The sequence below is a fragment of the Lactobacillus sp. N54.MGS-719 genome (genome assembly GCF_000980505.1).
In the GTDB taxonomy this organism is placed as follows: domain Bacteria; phylum Bacillota; class Bacilli; order Lactobacillales; family Lactobacillaceae; genus Lactobacillus; species Lactobacillus amylovorus.
In genome coordinates, this window is the sequence record NZ_LARO01000028.1 from 1 (window position 1) to 17,481 (window position 17,481).

At 37.6% G+C, this 17,481-nt stretch carries 16 protein-coding genes, 1 tRNA gene and 3 pseudogenes; 14 read left to right on the forward strand and 6 right to left on the reverse strand.

The window, feature by feature from the left end; all coding sequences use genetic code 11:
* The 6 genes from WS44_RS06135 to WS44_RS06160 form a co-directional block, all read left to right on the forward strand.
* Positions 1 to 220: hypothetical protein (locus tag WS44_RS06135; protein WP_046433686.1), on the forward strand; the 220-nt coding region annotated here is incomplete at its 5' end.
* Positions 221 to 251: 31 nt separating this feature from the next.
* Entirely contained in the window at positions 252 to 629 is a 378-nt protein-coding gene (locus tag WS44_RS06140; RefSeq protein ID WP_013641570.1) for a hypothetical protein, read from the forward strand.
* A gap of 85 nt (positions 630 to 714) precedes the next feature.
* Positions 715 to 1,473: an NADPH-dependent oxidoreductase gene (locus WS44_RS06145; protein WP_013437301.1), complete on the forward strand. Its 759-nt coding sequence runs from the start codon at positions 715 to 717 to the stop codon at positions 1,471 to 1,473.
* 124 nt (positions 1,474 to 1,597) lie between these two features.
* Positions 1,598 to 1,855: a hypothetical protein gene (locus WS44_RS06150; protein ID WP_013437302.1), complete on the forward strand. Its 258-nt coding sequence runs from the start codon at positions 1,598 to 1,600 to the stop codon at positions 1,853 to 1,855.
* Between the two features lie 102 nt (positions 1,856 to 1,957).
* Positions 1,958 to 2,503: a TetR/AcrR family transcriptional regulator gene (locus WS44_RS06155; RefSeq protein WP_262347185.1), complete on the forward strand. Its 546-nt coding sequence runs from the start codon at positions 1,958 to 1,960 to the stop codon at positions 2,501 to 2,503.
* A 58-nt stretch (positions 2,504 to 2,561) separates the two neighbouring features.
* A tRNA-Thr gene (locus WS44_RS06160) sits at positions 2,562 to 2,634 on the forward strand.
* 58 nt (positions 2,635 to 2,692) lie between these two features.
* Here the strand turns inward: WS44_RS06160 and WS44_RS10015 are convergent.
* A pseudogene (locus tag WS44_RS10015) lies at positions 2,693 to 4,066 on the reverse strand (IS3 family transposase).
* A gap of 230 nt (positions 4,067 to 4,296) precedes the next feature.
* On the opposite strand from WS44_RS10015, the gene pulA reads away from it, so the two are divergent.
* Complete coding sequence (gene pulA / locus WS44_RS06175; protein ID WP_046433690.1) at positions 4,297 to 7,872, forward strand: type I pullulanase; 3,576 nt, start codon at positions 4,297 to 4,299, stop codon at positions 7,870 to 7,872.
* 107 nt (positions 7,873 to 7,979) lie between these two features.
* On the opposite strand, the gene WS44_RS06180 is transcribed toward pulA, so the two are convergent.
* From WS44_RS06180 to WS44_RS06195, 4 genes are all read right to left on the reverse strand, one after another.
* The gene (locus WS44_RS06180; protein ID WP_236945319.1) at positions 7,980 to 8,267 is read right to left on the reverse strand and encodes a hypothetical protein; all 288 of its coding nucleotides are present in this window, start codon (positions 8,265 to 8,267) and stop codon (positions 7,980 to 7,982) included.
* A gap of 1,208 nt (positions 8,268 to 9,475) precedes the next feature.
* Positions 9,476 to 9,643: a hypothetical protein gene (locus tag WS44_RS10020; RefSeq protein WP_156405814.1), complete on the reverse strand. Its 168-nt coding sequence runs from the start codon at positions 9,641 to 9,643 to the stop codon at positions 9,476 to 9,478.
* A 9-nt stretch (positions 9,644 to 9,652) separates the two neighbouring features.
* The gene (locus tag WS44_RS06190; protein WP_046433693.1) at positions 9,653 to 10,093 is read right to left on the reverse strand and encodes a hypothetical protein; all 441 of its coding nucleotides are present in this window, start codon (positions 10,091 to 10,093) and stop codon (positions 9,653 to 9,655) included.
* A gap of 87 nt (positions 10,094 to 10,180) precedes the next feature.
* Positions 10,181 to 10,387 carry a hypothetical protein gene (locus WS44_RS06195; protein ID WP_013437309.1) on the reverse strand — a complete coding sequence of 69 codons (207 nt, stop codon included), beginning with the start codon at positions 10,385 to 10,387 and terminating at the stop codon, positions 10,181 to 10,183.
* A 145-nt stretch (positions 10,388 to 10,532) separates the two neighbouring features.
* Here WS44_RS06195 and WS44_RS06200 point away from each other — a divergent pair, with 145 nt between their 5' ends.
* The 7 genes and pseudogenes from WS44_RS06200 (at position 10,533) to WS44_RS06230 (ending at position 17,171) form a co-directional block, all read left to right on the forward strand.
* On the forward strand, positions 10,533 to 10,778 hold the full coding sequence (locus WS44_RS06200; RefSeq protein ID WP_013641576.1) for a hypothetical protein: 246 nt from the start codon (positions 10,533 to 10,535) through the stop codon (positions 10,776 to 10,778).
* A 29-nt stretch (positions 10,779 to 10,807) separates the two neighbouring features.
* Complete coding sequence (locus tag WS44_RS06205) at positions 10,808 to 11,737, forward strand: glycosyltransferase family 2 protein (RefSeq protein WP_013641577.1); 930 nt, start codon at positions 10,808 to 10,810, stop codon at positions 11,735 to 11,737.
* A gap of 11 nt (positions 11,738 to 11,748) precedes the next feature.
* Positions 11,749 to 12,621, forward strand: a complete 873-nt coding sequence (locus WS44_RS06210; protein ID WP_046433695.1) for a metallophosphoesterase family protein — start codon at positions 11,749 to 11,751, stop codon at positions 12,619 to 12,621.
* Between the two features lie 410 nt (positions 12,622 to 13,031).
* A pseudogene (locus WS44_RS06215) lies at positions 13,032 to 13,983 on the forward strand (PTS transporter subunit EIIC).
* A pseudogene (locus WS44_RS06220) lies at positions 13,983 to 14,868 on the forward strand (haloacid dehalogenase-like hydrolase). Before WS44_RS06215 ends, WS44_RS06220 begins: the two co-directional pseudogenes overlap by 1 nt.
* A 372-nt stretch (positions 14,869 to 15,240) precedes the next feature.
* The gene (locus tag WS44_RS06225) at positions 15,241 to 15,960 is read left to right on the forward strand and encodes a hypothetical protein (protein WP_046433697.1); all 720 of its coding nucleotides are present in this window, start codon (positions 15,241 to 15,243) and stop codon (positions 15,958 to 15,960) included.
* Positions 15,961 to 16,100: 140 nt separating this feature from the next.
* The gene (locus WS44_RS06230; protein ID WP_022087446.1) at positions 16,101 to 17,171 is read left to right on the forward strand and encodes an SEC10/PgrA surface exclusion domain-containing protein; all 1,071 of its coding nucleotides are present in this window, start codon (positions 16,101 to 16,103) and stop codon (positions 17,169 to 17,171) included.
* 183 nt (positions 17,172 to 17,354) lie between these two features.
* Here the strand turns inward: WS44_RS06230 and WS44_RS10025 are convergent.
* A partial coding sequence (locus WS44_RS10025; protein ID WP_046434119.1) for a zinc ribbon domain-containing protein occupies positions 17,355 to 17,481 on the reverse strand: 127 nt, incomplete at its 5' end.

Genomic DNA, 17,481 nt, shown 5'->3' on the forward strand with positions numbered 1-17,481 from the left:
GGATGCGGATGAACAAGAATTTTGGCACATTATCGGTGAAGAAGCAACAAAAGATTTTGAACCGCTAGAATTAGTTTACCCAAATGAAGTGCCGGGAATCGATAAGTACGATCAATATTTGCCCAAGGAACTGCTCAGAAAAGAATTTGCCTACAGTATTCTTGATATCAAAGAAATGAAACGCTGCGTTAAGCAAATGGTCAAAGACAATTTGGTATAATATTAACTAAAAAAAGAAAAGAGTAGGTAACATGACTTTAAAAATTAACCAATCAGTTTCTAAAGATGCACAAGCAAGAACTTTGTTAAAAGAACTCTTGAAGGTTCACCAAATTCACCAAGCATACAATGTGCGTGATTTGACCGACGCAGATGAACAAATTTTGGAAAAGGCATTTAACACTACCCGTGAAATGATGCCTAGAATTTCCGCTAAGGAAATCAAGTTTGAAGACAAGAAGTGGGATTCATTATTCAACTTCTTGATGGCTGAACAAATCTCATTTGCACGTGTGCTTACTAACGGTGACGACAACTTGAACGAATATGTTCAAGCAAAGAACCAAGCTCACCAAGCATACGCATTGGTTGAAACTGCAATCAACAATCTTGAAAATGAAGGTAAATAAGCATGAAGGCACACAGAAGTATATTTCCTGTGTGCCTTTATTTTTGCTATAATGGACTTACTAATTAATAGTAAGAAGGACGAAAATGATTCATAACGAAACTATCGATACACAACTAAATCACCGTTCTATTAGAAAATTTAAAGATCAAACTTTGACTAAAGAACAACTGGAAACTTTGTACTCAGTTTTTGGTCAAACTCCAACCAGCATGTTTATGCAAAATGCTAGCTTACTGCACGTTACCGATCCTGAAGAAAAGAAGAGAATTCAAAAGTTATGTAACCAAAAATATGTTGGTGCAGAAGGCGATTTGTTTATTTTTATCGTTGACTTGTACCGTAACCAACAAATTAGAAAGCAACTTGACAAAGACGACGGCCGTGTTCACACGACTGATATCTTTTTCCAAGCGATGGAAGATACGCTGCTTGCTTTTCAAAATGTCGCTAATGCGGTAGAAAGTATGGGCTTAGGCTATGTGCCACTTGGTACGGTTAACGATCATCCGTTGGATTTGCTTAAGACGCTTGATTTGCCTGAGTTGACTTTTCCAGTGTTGGGGATGCAAGTAGGTGTGCCTGATCAAAAGCCACAATTGAAGCCACGTTTGCCATACAAGTTCACTTGCTTTGAAGGCAAATACAATAAAGATTTCAATGTTAAGGAGCTTAAGGACTACGACCAAGTGGTCACTACTTATTACGATTTGCGGGATGCCAACCGCAGAATCGATTCTTTCACCAAGCAAATCACTGGTGCCAAGCTTAATAATCACGAAACTGACCGTGATCAATTATCAAAAGAACTTCACAAACAAGGTCTCTGTTTAGACTGGAAGTAGCAAAAAAAATTGACACTTTATCTCTTTTTGTCAAATAGTTGACGTTTGTATATTTATTGGCTATTGCTTATAAGCCTAGTTGAAAAATATAATATATGCGTACATTGAAAGGAGAGATAGGTTTATGTTTAATGCTATTTTTTGGATTTTGCTTATTTGGCTGTTAATCAATGGTATTTGGATGTGGTTCAAACTTGATGACCAAAAGTTGCAAAAGACTTTCGCATGGATTAATGTAGTTGCCGTAATTGTCGGCTTCTGGGTATTCTATGGTGTAAGTCACCCAGCTGGTACATTAGCAACTTGGTTCTTAGTTGTTAACTGGGTCAACGTGGTCATTGCCATTTTGCAATTCTACTTCGGTTATCGTAAAGCAAACTAAATTTAAATAAACTAATAAATTAACTGAAAAACTAACACACTATTATGAATAGAATGGAGTCTCCATAACCGATATAGTTATGGGGACTTTTGTGGTGTAATGATGAAACAAGATTTAAGAAGCATTCGTTCAGTAGCGAACATCAAAAAAGCATTTGTAGACTTATTGCAAGAAAAGCCTTTTGAGAAGATCAAGGTTAGTGAAATAGCTAGAAAAGCCGGGATTGATCGTCAGACTTTTTATCTCCATTTTGTGGATAAATATGACTTGCTTGATAAGATGAATAAGGAATTTCTCCAGGTGTATAAGACAATCTTGGTTGAGAGACTAGAGGGCGACAACTCCTTTGCTTTGGAAAAATTGGAGAAGATTTATCAAGGTAATTTGCCATATTTGAAAGAACATCGTCTGGAAGTTTTGAGCTTGCTTAAGATTGACACTGGTAGAATTTGCTTAAAGCGTGATTTAAGAAAAATGTTAATTGATAAGTATCAGGAAATAACTGGTGAAGCTTTGACTTCTTTCCAGCAGGATATGCTGGCCACTTTATATGTTGATAGTTTTATCACTTTTATTAAAGAAGATAGAAAGATCAGCGAGAAAGAAATTGAGGATTTGTTGATTAAAATTCGTGAGTTCATCTCCTAGCATTTTTTTGCCAACTGGCGCTAGTTTTGGTATAATTCTAGTGTTATGTGGTTGGTTCGCTGAATTAGCTCAGTTGGTAGAGCATCTCCCTCGTAAAGAGAAGGTCGCCAGTTCGATTCTGGCATTCAGCATCAGAGTACTAACAAAAAAGGCCTGTAATGATGAACTGAGACCTAAAAATTAGACAGTTTAAAATACAGGATTAATAGAGGCTTGATTCCGATATTCTTTCGGAGTTAAGCCTTTTAATCTGCTCTTTATCCTTTCTTCGTTATAGTATTCGATATATTCTTCGATTGCTTGAGCTAATTCTTGAAGACTATGGTACTTGTATTCTTGATCATAGAACATTTCTGTTTTGAGCAAGTCAAAGAAGTTTTCTATTAGCCCATCATCCATGGAATTACCTTTTCTAGACATGCCTTGAGTAATACCATGAAGCTTTAAAGCACGCTGATATCTTGGACTTTGGTATTGACAGCCCTGATCAGTATGAAAGATGCAATTATTAAGAGCCGTTTCCTTGGCAAAAGCCTTATCAAGCATTGTCATTACTAACTCCATGTCTGGATGTTTGGAAATAGTGTAAGAGACTATATCGCCTCCACAACCATCCAAAATAGGTGATAGATAAAGCTTTTCACCATTGAGATGAAATTCAGTAATGTCAGTGTACCATTTCATGCTGGGCATTGGTGCAAAGAAATCACGACGAATTAAATTAGGGGCTATCTTGCCAATAGTTCCCTTGTAGCTTGAATACTTACGCTTGTTGCGTCTGATACCTTTAAGACCCAATTTATGCATCCAGTAACGGACTGTTTTCTCAGTAATATTCCAGCCTTCTTTTATTAACTGGAGTGCCACTCGACGATAGCCATAGCGTCCTTTGTGACGATTAAATATTTCCTTGATCCTTGCAATAAGTTTGGAACGCTTGGGCTTCTTAGGCTTTCGTTTAATTATTTTATAGTAAGAACTTCTGGCAATCGTAGGCAGCTCTGGATGCTCTGCAATTGCATCTAAGACATAGTTCAAGCTAACCTTAAATTCATGCCTTAGATCAGTAATTGCCTTAGCTATTTCTCTCGATCTTTGTCTTGATCCAAAGCCTTCAGTTTTTTTACGTATTCGTTCACAATACGCAATCGCAAGTTTTCTTCTTTCAGCTTTTGGATCTCTTTCTCCAATTCCTTGCGTGATTTTTGACTCTCTTTGATCACGGGCAGGGCGTCCTTTCTGTTTGATAATGACATTATACCCGTTTTCTTTGTGTTCTCTATCTAAGCCATTTGTTAAGCATGGCAATGCTTTTGAAGCCTAATTCTAGCGATAATTGAACATATGACTTAGTACCAAAGATAGCTTGTTCAATTGCTTGCTCTTTAAATTTTTTAGAATAAACCTGCTTTCCAGTATTTAAAATATCCGTTCCATGCATATCAATCAATCTAAATTAGCTAAGTTCATTTTATATGCTTTAAACAATTGACTTATTGAGATATTCTCATCTTTCCATTTACGATAAATTTCTATTTTCTGTTCTTTATTAAATTTAGACATAGTAAAGACCTAAAAGTGTCTCACTTTTAGGTCTCACTTCATTTAGATGCTGATAAATCCACCTTTTTCTTTTTGAAATATAAAAACAATTAAAATAAATCCGGTTTTTCATATGTACAAATACAGATTAACAATCAAAATTGTTAGCGGTAACATACACATTCGCTATTGCTAATGAAAGCGCTTTAATATACGCTTGTTCTGAAATATTCAAATAGGAGAAAGCTATAATGAATAAAAATAAAAACCGTTACAGTAGAAGTAAATGCGTATTTGTTTGTGCATCAGCCATTTTGAGCCTTTGGCTTGGTGCAACTTGGACTAACAATGTTAAAGCCGCTGAAGTTGACGCAAATCAAGCAGCAAATAACACCGAACAAACACAGCAAAATACAGATCCTGCAACGGCTAATAACCAAGATAAAACAAAAGATGTAGATAATCAAGCTACACCTACTGCAACTAAGCAAAATAATGCGCAACCAGCAGCAAATGCAAAAAGTAATGATTCAGCTTCTGCAACACCTCAATCTGATCCAGAAACGGTAAAGAACACAACTAAAGTTGTTGTTCACTATAAAGGTGATGGTACTAAATGGGTACCTTATGTATGGGGCAAGAATCCAAACAGTACTGGTGTTCAATATAATTGGGACGGCCAGGATAATTATGGTTATTATGCCAACATTACAGTCGATAATGATGAACAAAAAGTAGGAGTTTTGATTAAAGGTACAGACTCCTGGGATAAAGATGGTACAGGTGCCGACCGTTCATTGACTGTTGACGATAATGGTAAGGCTGAAGTTTGGTACAAAGAAGGTTCTGATGATAGTCAGGATGTAACTCCAAGCTATAATTCAGCTAAAATAAAAGTTCATTATCATGGTAATACTGATGCAACAAGTCTTAATTACTGGACTGATACTGATCAAAGTAAAAAGGCAGTATCATTATCGAAGGAAGACGATGATGATGAAATTGGTGACTTTGATTTGACGGGCCAAACATTTAGCAAGATTTATGTTTCACCAATTGGTAGTGATACTGAGACTAGAGAATTTACTCCACTTCCAGGTGATGGAACTACTGATATTTATTTAGTAAATAAAGATACAACGGCTTACTACACACCAAGCTTTGCTTTAGCACCAGAAAGCTTAGCTTCAGCTTCAATGGAATCACGCAATACAGTAGATATAAAGACTGCTAAAAAGATGACCGCAGATGAAGCTAAAGCCATCTTACAAATGAATGATAATAAAGTTGTTGATGTATCCGCAGTTGACGCTGATCAGGATGGCAAGAGTAAAGAATTTAAGATTACCACAGCTAAAGATCTTGATATTTTAACTAATAATCAAATTGGAATTTACAACAACTTTAGGTCTATCGATATTGGCAAATACGTCAGATCTGATGAATTCGATGCCAAATATTACTATGGCGGCGATGATTTAGGTGCAACTTACACTCAAGCACAAACCCAAATTAAACTTTGGGCACCAACAGCTAAGAAAGTTGTTTTGAACTTATATGACTCATTAGATAATGACTCAACTGCAACTAAGACATTTGTCATGACTCGTGGTGATAAGGGCGTTTGGTCAGTATCTCTTCCAGGTAATTACAAGAATTGGGCATATGATTACAGCTTAACCTTCGGTGATGGTAGCGAGACTAAAAGTAATGATCCATACTCAAAGGCAGTAACCATCAATGGTGATCGTTCAGTTATTGAAGATTATGATGCAATTAAACCAGATGACTTTAATAGAATGCCTTCATTCTCAAGCCCAACTGATGCAATTATCTATGAAACCAGCATTCGTGACTTTACGAGTGATCCAAACTCAGGTATTAAAGATAAAGGTAAATATTTAGGCATGATTGAATCAGGCATAACTCCTGATGGCAATGTCACTGGTTTGAATTACTTGAAGTCATTAGGCATTACTCATGTTCAAATTATGCCAATGTTTGACTTCGCAAGTATTGATGAAACTAAGAATGATGGAACTTATAATTGGGGTTATGATCCTAAGAACTATAATGTTCCAGAAGGAAGCTATTCAAGCAACGCAGCTGATCCAACCGCAAGAATCATGGAAATGAAAGAAATGATCAACGGTTTGCACAAGGCTGGTATTAGAGTAATCATGGATGTTGTTTACAACCACGTATACTCACCAAACGACCAGGCCTTGCAAAAGACAGTTCCAGGTTATTACTTCGAATACGATGATGATAACAATATGGTAGCTGATAGTGGTTGTGGTAATGATACTGCCAGTGAACGTCTGATGATGAGAAAGTATATCCTGGATTCAGTTAAATACTGGGCTAAAAACTACAACATTGATGGCTTCCGCTTTGATATTATGTCATTGCTTGATACTACTACCATGAATGATATTCGGGATGAATTAAATCAGATTGATCCTGGTATGCTTCTTTATGGTGAAGGCTGGGATATGAGAACCACCAAGCGTGAGATCGGTGCTGGTCAATACAACGCAGATAAAATCCCTTCAATTGGCTTCTTCAGTGATGATATTAGAAACTCAGTAAGATCTGATGAACCAAATTACGCTCCAGGTTTGGTTATCGGTGATGGAAAAGAAGAAAAGTATGAAGCTGATGCTAAGAAGTTTATTGCCAGCTACTTGGGCGGTAAGGACTTAGCAATTCCTGGTGTTACTTGGCAGATTCACCCATACCAATCACCAAGTCAAACTATCAACTATGTTGCTTGTCACGATAACCGTACTTTGTATGACTTGTTGAAGTGGGCTTTACCTGATGAATCTGAAGCTAATATTATTAAGCGTGATAAATTAGCAACGTCAATGATCATGTTAGCAGAAGGTGTGCCATTTGTTTATGGCGGCCAAGAAGCTTTAAGAACTAAAGATGGTAACAATAATAGTTACAATGCACCAATTGAAGTCAACGAAATTAATTGGAAACGTGTCAAAGACAATCAGGATCTTGTTAACTACTTCAAAGAATTAGTTAATGTACGTAAGAGTCAACCTGCCTTAAGATTGAACAATTATGATGAAATCGCTAAGACAGTAAAGACAGTCAATGCTGGTGAAGGTGGTATCTTTACTTTCGCTTACAAAGAAGATGGCAAGACACTTTATGTAGTATTTAATGTTAACGATAGTAATGCTGAATTGAATGATGTTGATTTGTCTAAAGCTGATAAGTTGCTAGACAGCGATGGAAATGTTGTCTTAGGCAAGACTACAACATTGATGCCACTTAGCACGTTGATTGCTGTAGTTCCAGATGAAACTCCAGTAACCCCAGAAACCCCTAGTGATACTGGTAATACTGGTTCAGCTGATTCATCACAAATTCAAGGCAATGGTGATACTGATAAGCTTTTACCAGCTCTTGATATTGTTTTGACTCATAATGTTTATATCTATCAAAATGATGGAATTACTACTCTTAAAGAAAATGGTAAGAACATTGTCCTTAAATTGGGTAAAACTATTCATGCTATGAACAATGGTCAAATCTTTACCTTCAACGGTAAGAAATTCTACCAAATTGGAGAAAATGAATACGTCAAAGTTAATAATACTTTGAAACGCAAAGTTTTGATCCATAACGCTTTTGTTTACACAAAGAGCGGTAAGGCCATTAAGAAAGGTCACAAGCATATTGTTCTAAAGAAGAAGAGCACAATCTTAGCACTGGATAATGATAAGATTGTTACTATCAAAGGTAAAAAGTTCTATCGCATTGGTAACAATAAATATGTCAAAGTTGCTAATGTTAAAAAGGATTAATTGCTATTCATAATCTTTTCTCCACATAATTACAAAGCTCTGAATCTAATTAACCATTTACTTAATATTTAAAATTGTTTTGGAACAAAAAGGTTTAATTCTTGATTTTAAATAATCGGAACGTATTTCATCCAAAGCTGCGTCCATTCTGAATACGTCCATTCAAAGTTCTTTTTTAATTGATCAGGTTGTTGAACCTGAAGCCAACTTTCAGGACACATTGATATTACATTCCCGTCTCTAAATATGAAGATCAGATCAAGATTTTTACCAATGATAATACTCCCAAGGGTATGCAATAAAGCATTATCAATCGGCATATGCTTAACCTTACTTCTGTCTGTAATGTTGGTGAGTCTTAATTGTTTAATGCTGATATTCTTTGTAATTTCCATCAAAGCATGAGTTTGGTTTAACAAAGTTTGAACATCTACTGAATTTTGGATGTCTTCTAGCGTTAATTGATGTTCCGTACTTCTGCTTTCATTGATTAGTGCATCCCTCTCAGATATTTCTATTGCTTTATTTTCTGAAGAGCTGGTTGGAGTATCTAATTCGATAGTTCTAGCAGGTTCAGATTTGATGATACCTGATTCCGCATTAGGCCGATTAGTTACATATCTATTATCAGGACTATCTGTTTTATCAGCAGCATCAATGTCATTAAGTTAAGACATTGACTAAAGCTTGACTTTAAGAACCGAATTATTTTGATTCGGTTCTTTTTGTTTATATGTTTCGGTCTTTTCAAATACGTTTTTAGGAAAGGTCGTATTATGATGAAAAAACTGCAGCTGTACAATTGCTTAAGCATTTAAATGTTGGCCAGTATATTGTCATGATGGACCGTGGGTATACCAGCTTTAATTTAATTGAAAATTGTAATCGTCTAAATAATTGTTTTTACGTTGTCCGCACTAAAACGGGACAAGGGGCAATGAAAGAAATTCGAGCTCTGCCTGATTGTGAATGCGATCGTGATATTTCTTGCAAGGTGACTATTTCAGGTAGCTATTACATGAAGCATAAAATACCGAAAAAATACATTTAATACTGCATTATAGACATCATTACAAGAAATACTTTTCAAAGAATACTCAAGATGTAAGCTGGGACTTTGAAAAGCTGTGTACTGTGAAATTTCGTGCTTGCAAAGTAAGAATTAGTGATCCAGACACAGGTAAAGATGAGTGGGAAGTGCTTCTAACTAACCTGAATCGCCAAATCTATGCTCATATGATTATGTTTAATACAGTCAGTCAGATTAATGTTCAAGCTTATGTGCCACAATGACATTGCAAGTATGCTTATATCATAAATTTTAAAATGTCCTGCAGGATTATTCATAAACAATATAATACTCTTCAACTGATACTACTTTTCTTAAAATTTTACATAGGATCAGTCGATACACTGTGCCAGTCAGACCTGGACGAAAAGACAAACGCTATATTAAAGTTAAGGCACCAGTTTGCTTCTTATATTGTGTAGCCTAATTAAAAATTCCAATATTATAAAAAGGCTTATTTGTTGTACGCAAAAAGGGTATTGAGTGTCAATGTCTTAAATTAATGACATTGGTGATTTCACGTGTCTTTTTTAATTAAACATGTAAATATTTTTCATAAGCGATCTGACAGAATGAAGTGAAGCGGTTCTGAATTAATAAACCGACCAAAGTACCGATGTGCAATGCATAAACTGTGTGATTCCTGAAGAAACAAATTCCAATTACAATCAAAGGAGCGATGATGTTAAAGAGCTTCATCATCTTAGGACTCTAGCGACTCTTCAAACAGGATGACAAAGCATCATGTGGGTGAAAGCACCGAGCACACTCAGAATACATGGCTAAACCTGTAAACGAAATAAGTAAGCCCAAGATGTCGACGCCAAAGCGGGGGATGAAGTCCAGTTTATCAATACCCCACCAGCGCCAGACCGTCGCAAAGGCCTGCATCAGTACACTGTAAGGAGTCAAAAAGATCAGTTCTTTGCGCCACTGCTTCCATGACATTCTTCTTTCAAGAATCATGGTCAAAAAGCTGATCACAATTCCCTCAGTAAAAATTGAAGCACACATTGTCCAACCGAATGCGTGCATCATATTAACAATGGAAGCTGGCCAAAGGATACTCCCCAAGTTAGTGACAATGGTCATCGAGTTTTCAATTGCGTTTAAAGTTATTCCTAAAAATGTATATAAGTAAGTTTTCTTCATTCGTCGATCGTCTCAACTTCAATCTTAGCACCGCCCTTAAAAAATCGTCAAAAAAAGCCCCTTTAAGGGCTTTCATTAGAGTTCTTATTATAATTTATCTGCCCAGATGATGATCATTTCCTGCCACTCAGCACTTTGACCGATGTTGCGGAACTGCAGACTGAAGAGCTTGGCGTTCATGTGCTTTTCTTGCCATTCTTCATAGATCTCATTTGGCATATCTTCAGTTGATTGATACTTGAAAGAATCAACGTGTAATTTAGAAGCATCAATTGCGTTTTCTTTGTTAAACATCATAGTCACTTCTTTTCACACATTTATTATAGTCAGTTTTGTGAAACTTTGCTCAAACTATGCCTTATAATGTAATTATGTATTGAAAATAGTAATAAAAAAGGAAAGCTAAAATAATATCCAAACCTTTAACTTTTCGCAACAAATGCTTGATAGAATTGCTTTAAAATATGTGGATGATAGTCAAGCTCAGCCCTACGAAGCTAAGTATGTCTTAATGAAGGCACCAGACGAGGAAGGATTGTTTATTTCTAGTTTGGAACTTAGCATCAATGGGGATGAAAAGATGGATATCGTCAGAAATGGTCTGTTGATTATTTTTGACGAAAACGAAGTAAAGCATTTCACTGAGATTTTGCAAGACGCATGGAATGAAGGCGGGATGCAATAAAAATGTATAAGGAAGAAAAACGTTAATTAATGAAGAAATTATCAATTATTGTTCCTTGCTATAACGAACAGGAATCATTGCCGCTGTTTTATCCAGCGGTCAAAAAGATCGTCAAAAAAATACCGGTTGAGCCGGAATATATTTTTGTCAATGATGGTTCAAGCGACGATACACTGAAAGAATTGAAAAAAATCCAACAAGAAGATAAGGAACACGTTCACTACATTTCTTTTTCGAGAAACTTTGGTAAAGAGGCGGCCCTTTATGCCGGTCTGCAAGCCGCAACTGGTGACTTGGTGGTCGTGATGGATGCCGATCTGCAGGATCCACCCGAATTATTGATTGAAATGTATTATTTGATCAAGACCGGAGAATGGGATATGGTTGGCTGCCGCCGAGTGGACCGCAATGGTGAAAGCAAGCTGAAGTCCTGGCTGAGCAACATGTTTTATAAGGTGGCCAACAAAATTTCGGAGACAAAATTGGTACCAGGCGTGCGCGACTACCGCATGATGACGCGCCAAGTCGTTGATGCAGTCCTATCGATGTCCGAATACAGCCGCTTTTCAAAAGGAATTTTTAGCTGGGTTGGCTTTAACACGAAGTACCTCAGCTACAGCAATGTGCAACGTGTTGCCGGCAAGAGCGATTGGACCATTTGGCAACTATTCAAATATGCGATGGATGGAATTTCCGACTTTTCTCAAGCACCACTAAACATCACTCTGTGGCTAGGCTTTGTTTCATTTATCGTTTCATTTTTTGCCATCATTTTTATTGTAGTAAGGCACTGGATTTTCCCACAATATGCTATTAATGGTTGGTCATCACTTGTTTGTATCATTCTCTTAATCGGTGGTTTACAATTATTATGCATAGGACTGGTAGGTCGCTATATTGGCCGAATATATTTGCAAGTTAAGCGAAGACCAATTTATATTATTAAAGAAAAGAAATAAAGAAGAGCAAAATGACCCAAAAGATTATTAACAACACGTTGGCAGACGATCGAGTGAAGGAAAACTATATTTTTATTTCTGATATTCATGGCAATCATGAGACGCTGGGTCTAATTGAACAAGCCAAAAAAGACTTCCCATATGCTCAGCTGGTTACCGGTGGTGATTACATCGATGGTCGCGACAGCGTAAAGGAAGTGCTGGACTATTTAATTGAACAAAAAAGTGAAGGTGCCATTGTTTTATTGGGCAACCATGAACAAATGCTGCTTAATTATGCCAATGAACGTGAACATCAAGATGGGATCTGGTTCTTTAATGGTGGTAGTGATACGTTAAGACAATTGTCGGGTGAAGTTGCTACGCCAGAAGAATTGCGCGCAAGCAGGTATTATCGCTTTTTGACGGGATGCCCGATCATGTATGAAACGCCCAACATCGTGTTCGTTCACGGCGGCGTAAGACCGGATGAAAAGTATAATGATCCGGCTACATATAATAGTGTTGATCATGGCTTTAAGATCGATTATGACTTTTACCGCATCTGGGCCAGAGAAAGATTTTGGTATTCCGACACTTTAAATAAAAAGATCGCTCATAATAAGACCAAGAAGACAATCGTCGTGGGTCATACGCCAACTTGTGGACTAGAAGGCGTGTTTGACGATGGTCGCTTGATGAATCGCTTGTCGCCAGATCATTGTATTGTGAGAAAGATGCAATATCCGGGCGAACCTGCTCGCGTCTTTACGGATGGTGGCTCGCACTCTGATCCGTTAATTTATCCACATAATGACGGCAACGTCGTCGTTTTAGACGGTAAAGGCGACGTCGTAAAGGTTTATAACTATAACGATCCGCAAGGAACTGAAGTAGAAGAATAAAAAAATAAAGAAAAATAAGCAAAAATAAAAAGATCGAAATTCGATTAGAATTTCGGTCTTTTTTGATTTAGAGATCCAAAAAATTTTATTAGTCTTCGACTTTCTTAGCTTCGTTCATGGCTTTCATGATTGAAGGGTTCTTTGAGTGACAATCCTTGATCATTTGTAAATCTTCTTCGTTTAATGTAACAACATATTTACTCATAATTTTTATTCCTCGCTTTTATTTGAAAATACACCTTAACTATAGCACTTAAGCCAATTGCTGCAAAGATGAAAATATTCTCAAAAACTTTTTAAAAAAATACTGGTAAATTAAGCGCTTTCATTGTATTGCAGTGTCACAAAGGTATATATCAAAGAATAATGTAAGAGCTCTGTTTTTTGTAGTATATGGAAGAGGAATTATTATGGCTGATAAGAAATATGGGGGCTTAACTGCGTTTGTTAACAAACACATTATGCCTGTAGCTGCTAAAATAGGTAACTTCAAACCGTTAATCGCGGTTCGTGACGGTATCGCAATGGCTATGCCGTTAATTATCGTTGGATCATTATTCATGATCATTAACTCATTCCCTGCACCAGGTTGGTCAGATTGGCTAGCCAAGACAGCAGTGCATGGTGTGAGCATCGCACAAATCTTAGCTAAAATTACTAATGGTTCCTTCGGGATCATGGGTCTTATTGCCGCATTTGGTATTGCATGGAGTTATGCCAACCAACGTAAGACTGATGGTGTTTCAGCTGATATTATTTCCGCATCAGTATTCTTTATTTTGACACCAAGTATTATGAGTGGCGACAAGGTTCCTGTAGAATGATTCCCTTACACCTACTTAGGTAGTAGAGGCTTGTTCGTTGCAATTATCTTTGGACTTAGCCCACGGCGGTCACATTATTACTCAACCATTCATCGACAACTTCGTTTACATGGGTGGTGGTGCCACCATCGGTTTGGTACTTTGCATCGGTTAGTTGGTATGGCGTAAACGCGCAAGTAAGCAAAGTGAAGTTTTAGCACCATTGACTATTGTTCCTGGTTTATTCAACATTAACGAACCAACCATGTTTGGTTTGCCAGTTGTTATGAACTTGATGTTGATTATTCCATTTATTCTTGCACCAATGATCAACGCAATTACTACTTACATTGCAATGAACTTGGGCTTAGTTCCATTATGTAACGGTACTGTTATTACTTGGACTATGCCACCACTTATTTCTGGATTCTTGGCAACTGGTAGTATCGCAGGATCAATTTTACAGCTGATCAATATTGTATTAGACGTTTTAATTTACATGCCATTCATGTCCGCATTGAACAAGCGTCAACTTATGGAAGAAAATAGGGCTAAATAATGATAACAAGATTAATTAGTGTAAATTCTAGTGAATTGTTAAAAATGAACGGTGACGAGCTTAAGCAAAGCATTAAGGCTAGCGAAGGCCGGACCGTTTTAAGCGAAAACGTAGTAATTCAACCTGCCATTGATGGCTTAACGATGTCAGAAATTGCGGCTGCCTTTGGTGCGGACCTGATTTTGCTTAACTTATTTGATGTGTTTGAGCCTAAAGTTAGCGGTCTGGAAGTTAAGGACGCAAAAGACACTGTCAAGAGGTTGAAAGAACTTACTGGCAGACCAATCGGTGTTAATTTGGAGCCAGTTGATCCAGATGTCAAAATGGAATCAGCCAAGTTTGAATTGCCTAAAGGCAGAATTGCGACGGCTGAATCAATGCGACGCGCAGAAGAGTTAGGTTTTAACTTTGTCTGCTATCCAGGGGCAGCGGCGTTACCAACAAGATGATTGTGCAAGCTGTCAGAACTGCTAAAGAGAATTTCTCCGGCATGATTATTGCAGGTAAAATGCATGGTGCTGGTGTTGATGAGCCAGTAGCAGATGAAGAGTCTGTGAAGGCAATGATCGATGCAGGAGCCGATGTGATTTTGGTACCTGCAGTAGGCACTGTGCCAGGATTTACTAGCGATGAGTTGATTAAGATTGTCAAAATCGTTCATCAACATGATGGCTTGGTAATGAGTACGATTGGTACTAGTCAGGAGAGTTCTGGCAAGGACGTGATTCGCGAGATTGCGCTTAAAAACAAGATGTCGATATCCAACATATCGGGGACGCCGCATGGGGCGTGTTGTCTCCAACAGAGACTATCTTTGAATTAAGTAAAACAATTCGCGGCTTGAATCATACTATTTCAAGAATGGCGCGTTCTATAAATAGGTAATAATTACATTATTAATAGGTAGAAAAAGGTCAATGGATAACATTGATCTTTTTTTCTGTAATAGTTTTTGCAGAAATGTTTCAGAGTGTTAAGAGCGAACATGCTTTTGCACATAGCAAATAAAAAGTAAAAAGTGGGTTAAAACGTTGACATAACAACATTTTGCATCATCAAAAATAATTTACATAAATATTACAAATGTTACAAAGGTGACACATTCAGTAATACTTTCTTAATAAGCGAGTGATATTCCTGTTATGGTTCTGCAACGAAAGCACTGTAGTATATAACTTGTCAATTGAATGAGACAGACGAATAAGTGAAAATTCGTTACTTATTATTTACTTTTTAAACTTTAAGGAGAGAATTTTTTTGAAAATCAAATCTATCTTAGTTAAGTCAATTGCAGTAGCTGCTATGTCAGTTACAGGTTTAGTAGTAGCAAACAACGCAGGTTCAAACACTGCACAAGCTGCTATTGTCCAAAACGATGCAAGTGTAGTAACTGTAAACTACGTTTCAAATAACTCAATCAACGTATACAACAACTATGAAAACCCAGTAGCAACTGGTCAAATTTTAGCAAGCAACACTTCATGGAAAGTTATCAAGACTGCTTACGATTCAAAGGGCCACAAGTGGTACGACTTAGGTAAGAACCAATGGGTTCGTGCTAAGTACGTAACTATTGGTTACCACGCAGTTGCTCCCCAAACTCAAACTACTGCTCAAGCTTCAACTCAAGCTCCAGCACAATCACAAACTCAAAACACTCAAGCTTCAACTCAAGCTCCAGCACAATCACAAACTCAAAACACTCAAACTGCTTCAAATACTAGCGCTTCATCATACACTTCAAACGCATCAGGCTCAGAAGCAAGTGCTAAGGCTTGGATTGCTAACCGTGAATCAGGTGGCTCATACAGTGCTTCTAACGGTCAATACGTAGGTAAATACCAACTTTCAGCTTCATACTTGAACGGTGACTACTCAGCTGCCAACCAAGAAAGAGTTGCTGACAACTACGTAAAGAGTCGTTACGGTTCATGGTCAGCTGCTAAGTCATTCTGGCAAGCAAACGGTTGGTACTAATAAGCAGCCTCGAAAATAACAATTTAATAACGGCTAAAAGGCACGCGCTTACATTCAAGTTGCGCGCCTTTTTTGCTATAATAACCATATAAGTTATAAGGGATACTGGTAGTGTACAGGGAACAACGGAGGTAAACCATATGTTCAAAAAGATAATGATGACTTTACTTGCCAGTGTTTGCTTGCTAACTTCCGCTACTGCAGTCACGGAATATGCCACACCACAAACTGTGCAAGCTGCTACCAAGGGTAAAGTACAAGTAAAAGGCAGTAAGAAAGTCCGACTTTATACTTCGAAGGGCAAAAAGACTAATTACTACGCTTACGCCAGTAGAAAATATTCTTATTCCAAAAAAGGTTATATAAGAATTGGCAAGAAGAAATATTCAGCTTATAAGCTTAATGCCAACTCTTATTGGATTTTGGCTAGAAATGTCAAAACAGTGAAGAATACAGCTCCAGCAACTAATCTTTATGCTCAAGCAGCAATCAGGATGCCAAGCGGCTACACTCTTTCCGCATTGCTTGATGCATATAAGGGTAGCCCAAGTCCTGAATTCGTTAAGGCTTCTATGGAAGGTATGGAGATCAACAACTTCTCGCGTATCGTAGCTGGAGAAAGCAAAGACGATGACAAGATGATTGATCCTGACCATCTTTCAGCTAAAGATAAAAAGGAATTGGCTGAATTCTCTTTGCGTGTAATTAACAGTGCACGTGGGCAACTTGGCTTGCGTCCATGGGTTTACAGCGAAGGTACACAAAAGTTAGCTGATGATGTTGCTAAAGAATATCAAGATCACGGCCACAGTATCAAAGATAATGGTCACTATGTTGCCGGAATCGTTAGAGCCTGCAAGAAGAATGGCCTTAACTTAGATGACAACTACGTTGAAGACATGGCTGGTTTTACCATTAATAAAAAGACCATGCCAATGGGTGAAATGAAACGTGACATTTACTTTGGCTTGAAGCAAATGATCTTCGGCTTTGCCGGTGCTGGTGAAGCTCAACGTGGCGACAGAAATCTTTACCGTGAATGGGAACACGCTGGTGACATCTTCAACACCCAAGGTTCTCGTCATGATGGCGACTACAATTATTATGGCTTCAGTATTTCAAGAACCGGTAATATATATTCAATGCACTTCATCAGTGTGCCATCATTTATTGTGGATAGTAAAGAATTCAACAACAGCTTCAGACCTTAGAAGTCAACTACCCTAGACTGAAGTCTAGGGCTTAGTGGCTCGTTAGCTTGCGCTAACCAGAACACCAACTTGCTTAGATACGGACTTGACTTACCAGCAATAGTCTTTTGACTATTGCCGATAGAGGTCGTCTAATTACCAAAGCCTTTTAAGTCCGCGAGTTGCTAACGGACTGCAGCCTTTCTAGGCTGCTTTTTTTATTTTAGGATTTTGCCACTTGCTTAATCCTTTTTCTAAGATGTTCACTGCCGCATTCCAATCACGAATATGGGGCATTCGACAAATTGGACAAGTCCACTCCCGATCCTTA

Bases quoted from the DNA above. Each gene is read 5' to 3' on its own strand.
- WS44_RS06140 (WP_013641570.1), top strand. From the start codon at position 252: ATGACTTTAAAAATTAACCAATCAGTTTCTAAAGATGCACAAGCAAGA.
- WS44_RS06145 (WP_013437301.1), top strand. From the start codon at position 715: ATGATTCATAACGAAACTATCGATACACAACTAAATCACCGTTCTATT.
- WS44_RS06150 (WP_013437302.1), top strand. From the start codon at position 1,598: ATGTTTAATGCTATTTTTTGGATTTTGCTTATTTGGCTGTTAATCAAT.
- WS44_RS06155 (WP_262347185.1), top strand. From the start codon at position 1,958: ATGAAACAAGATTTAAGAAGCATTCGTTCAGTAGCGAACATCAAAAAA.
- pulA (WP_046433690.1), top strand. From the start codon at position 4,297: ATGAATAAAAATAAAAACCGTTACAGTAGAAGTAAATGCGTATTTGTT.
- WS44_RS06180 (WP_236945319.1), bottom strand. From the start codon at position 8,267: ATGGAAATTACAAAGAATATCAGCATTAAACAATTAAGACTCACCAAC.
- WS44_RS10020 (WP_156405814.1), bottom strand. From the start codon at position 9,643: ATGATGAAGCTCTTTAACATCATCGCTCCTTTGATTGTAATTGGAATT.
- WS44_RS06190 (WP_046433693.1), bottom strand. From the start codon at position 10,093: ATGAAGAAAACTTACTTATATACATTTTTAGGAATAACTTTAAACGCA.
- WS44_RS06195 (WP_013437309.1), bottom strand. From the start codon at position 10,387: ATGTTTAACAAAGAAAACGCAATTGATGCTTCTAAATTACACGTTGAT.
- WS44_RS06200 (WP_013641576.1), top strand. From the start codon at position 10,533: ATGCTTGATAGAATTGCTTTAAAATATGTGGATGATAGTCAAGCTCAG.
- WS44_RS06205 (WP_013641577.1), top strand. From the start codon at position 10,808: ATGAAGAAATTATCAATTATTGTTCCTTGCTATAACGAACAGGAATCA.
- WS44_RS06210 (WP_046433695.1), top strand. From the start codon at position 11,749: ATGACCCAAAAGATTATTAACAACACGTTGGCAGACGATCGAGTGAAG.
- WS44_RS06230 (WP_022087446.1), top strand. From the start codon at position 16,101: ATGTTCAAAAAGATAATGATGACTTTACTTGCCAGTGTTTGCTTGCTA.